Annotated in this window: 1 protein-coding gene; it reads right to left on the bottom strand. The window is 57.5% G+C overall.

Annotated features, from left to right (window positions below; all coding sequences use genetic code 11):
* The coding region (locus DPM33_RS35615) for a calcium-binding protein (RefSeq protein ID WP_167449332.1) at positions 1-762 on the bottom strand (762 nt) is incomplete at both ends.

Below are 762 nucleotides of genomic sequence, written 5' to 3'. Positions count from 1 at the left end.
TGGGCAACCACGACGGTGTCGTTGTCGCCTATGACGGTCACCCTCTCGTTGTGAGTGGCCAGGGTCACACTGTCGTTGCTGCCCAGGAGATCAATCGAATTGTTGACCTGATAGGCGTTCAGACTGTTGCTGGCAGTCAGCGTCAGGCTCGTATTGCTGGCGCTGAAGGCGACGGCATTGTTGTCGCCCGAAATAGTCACCACGTCGTTGCCGCCAGTCAGCTGAATGGTGTTGTTGGTCGACGTCACACTCAGGTTTGTGTTGTTCGACCCGAAAACCAACGTGTCGTTCACCCCGCTCAACGTCACGCTGTCGTTCGTGCCAGACAAGGTCAGGCTGGTGTTGTCGCCAGAGACGTTTATCGTGTTGCTGCCACCAGCAACTGCGACGGTGTCGTTGAAGCCGGTAACGTTGGCGGTGCTGCTGCTCAGAGTAAGGCTGAGGCTCGTGCTGTAGGCGGTGAAGTCCACGGTATTTTGCGGCCCCACGAGAGAGATAGTGTCTCCGCTACCGGTCACGGTGAGATGGTTGCTGCCGGATGGGTTGCCTGGATTTGGATCGGTGATGAAGTTCAGCGTGAGACCATTGCCGCTGACGCCTATCGTGTCGTTGTAGGCATAAAGCGTTTGTGTCGTGTTGCTGGAAGAGACCGAGACCGTGTGGCCGTAGCCATAGAGCCTTGATGTGCCATCGGTGCCGGAGATGTTGACGGTGTTGTAGAAGCCGCTCACCAGCAGCTGGTCGCTGGCGCCTTCCATGCTG

This window comes from Mesorhizobium hawassense, assembly GCF_003289945.1.
GTDB classification, from domain to species: Bacteria; Pseudomonadota; Alphaproteobacteria; order Rhizobiales; family Rhizobiaceae; genus Mesorhizobium; species Mesorhizobium hawassense.
Note: the sequence above shows the minus strand (reverse complement) of the source record. Positions and strands in the feature narration are given on the sequence as shown.